Here is a 281-nt window from a genome sequence, read left to right as displayed (position 1 = left end):
GGTGATCGTGCCCACGAGCCCCACATGCAGATCGCCCGCCTTGACGTCCGCCTGCACGGGAAACGGCCGGTTCGCGTCCTGCAGCGCGAGCACGCCGCCCACCTTGCCGCTGCCCGAGACCGGCGTCTTGTTGTACGTGCCTTTGAGGGTCCAGCCAATCGCGTAAGGCGGGATGTCGCGCGGGCGGCCGTTGGCCGCCGTGGTGGCGCTCGCTCCGCTCGCTCCGCTTGCGTCGCTGGTCCCGCCAGCCACGCCGGCTGCGCTCGCGCCCTGTGCGCCCG

Annotated in this window: 1 protein-coding gene; it reads right to left on the bottom strand. The window is 73.0% G+C overall.

Annotation, left to right across the window (positions count from 1 at the left end; all coding sequences use genetic code 11):
- On the bottom strand, window positions 1-281 hold a 281-nt coding region (locus tag EN874_RS33335; protein WP_210238607.1), incomplete at both ends, for a hypothetical protein.

This window comes from Mesorhizobium sp. M1D.F.Ca.ET.231.01.1.1, assembly GCF_003999155.2.
Classification (GTDB): Bacteria; Pseudomonadota; Alphaproteobacteria; order Rhizobiales; family Rhizobiaceae; genus Mesorhizobium.
This window is presented reverse-complemented; position numbering and strand designations above follow the sequence as displayed.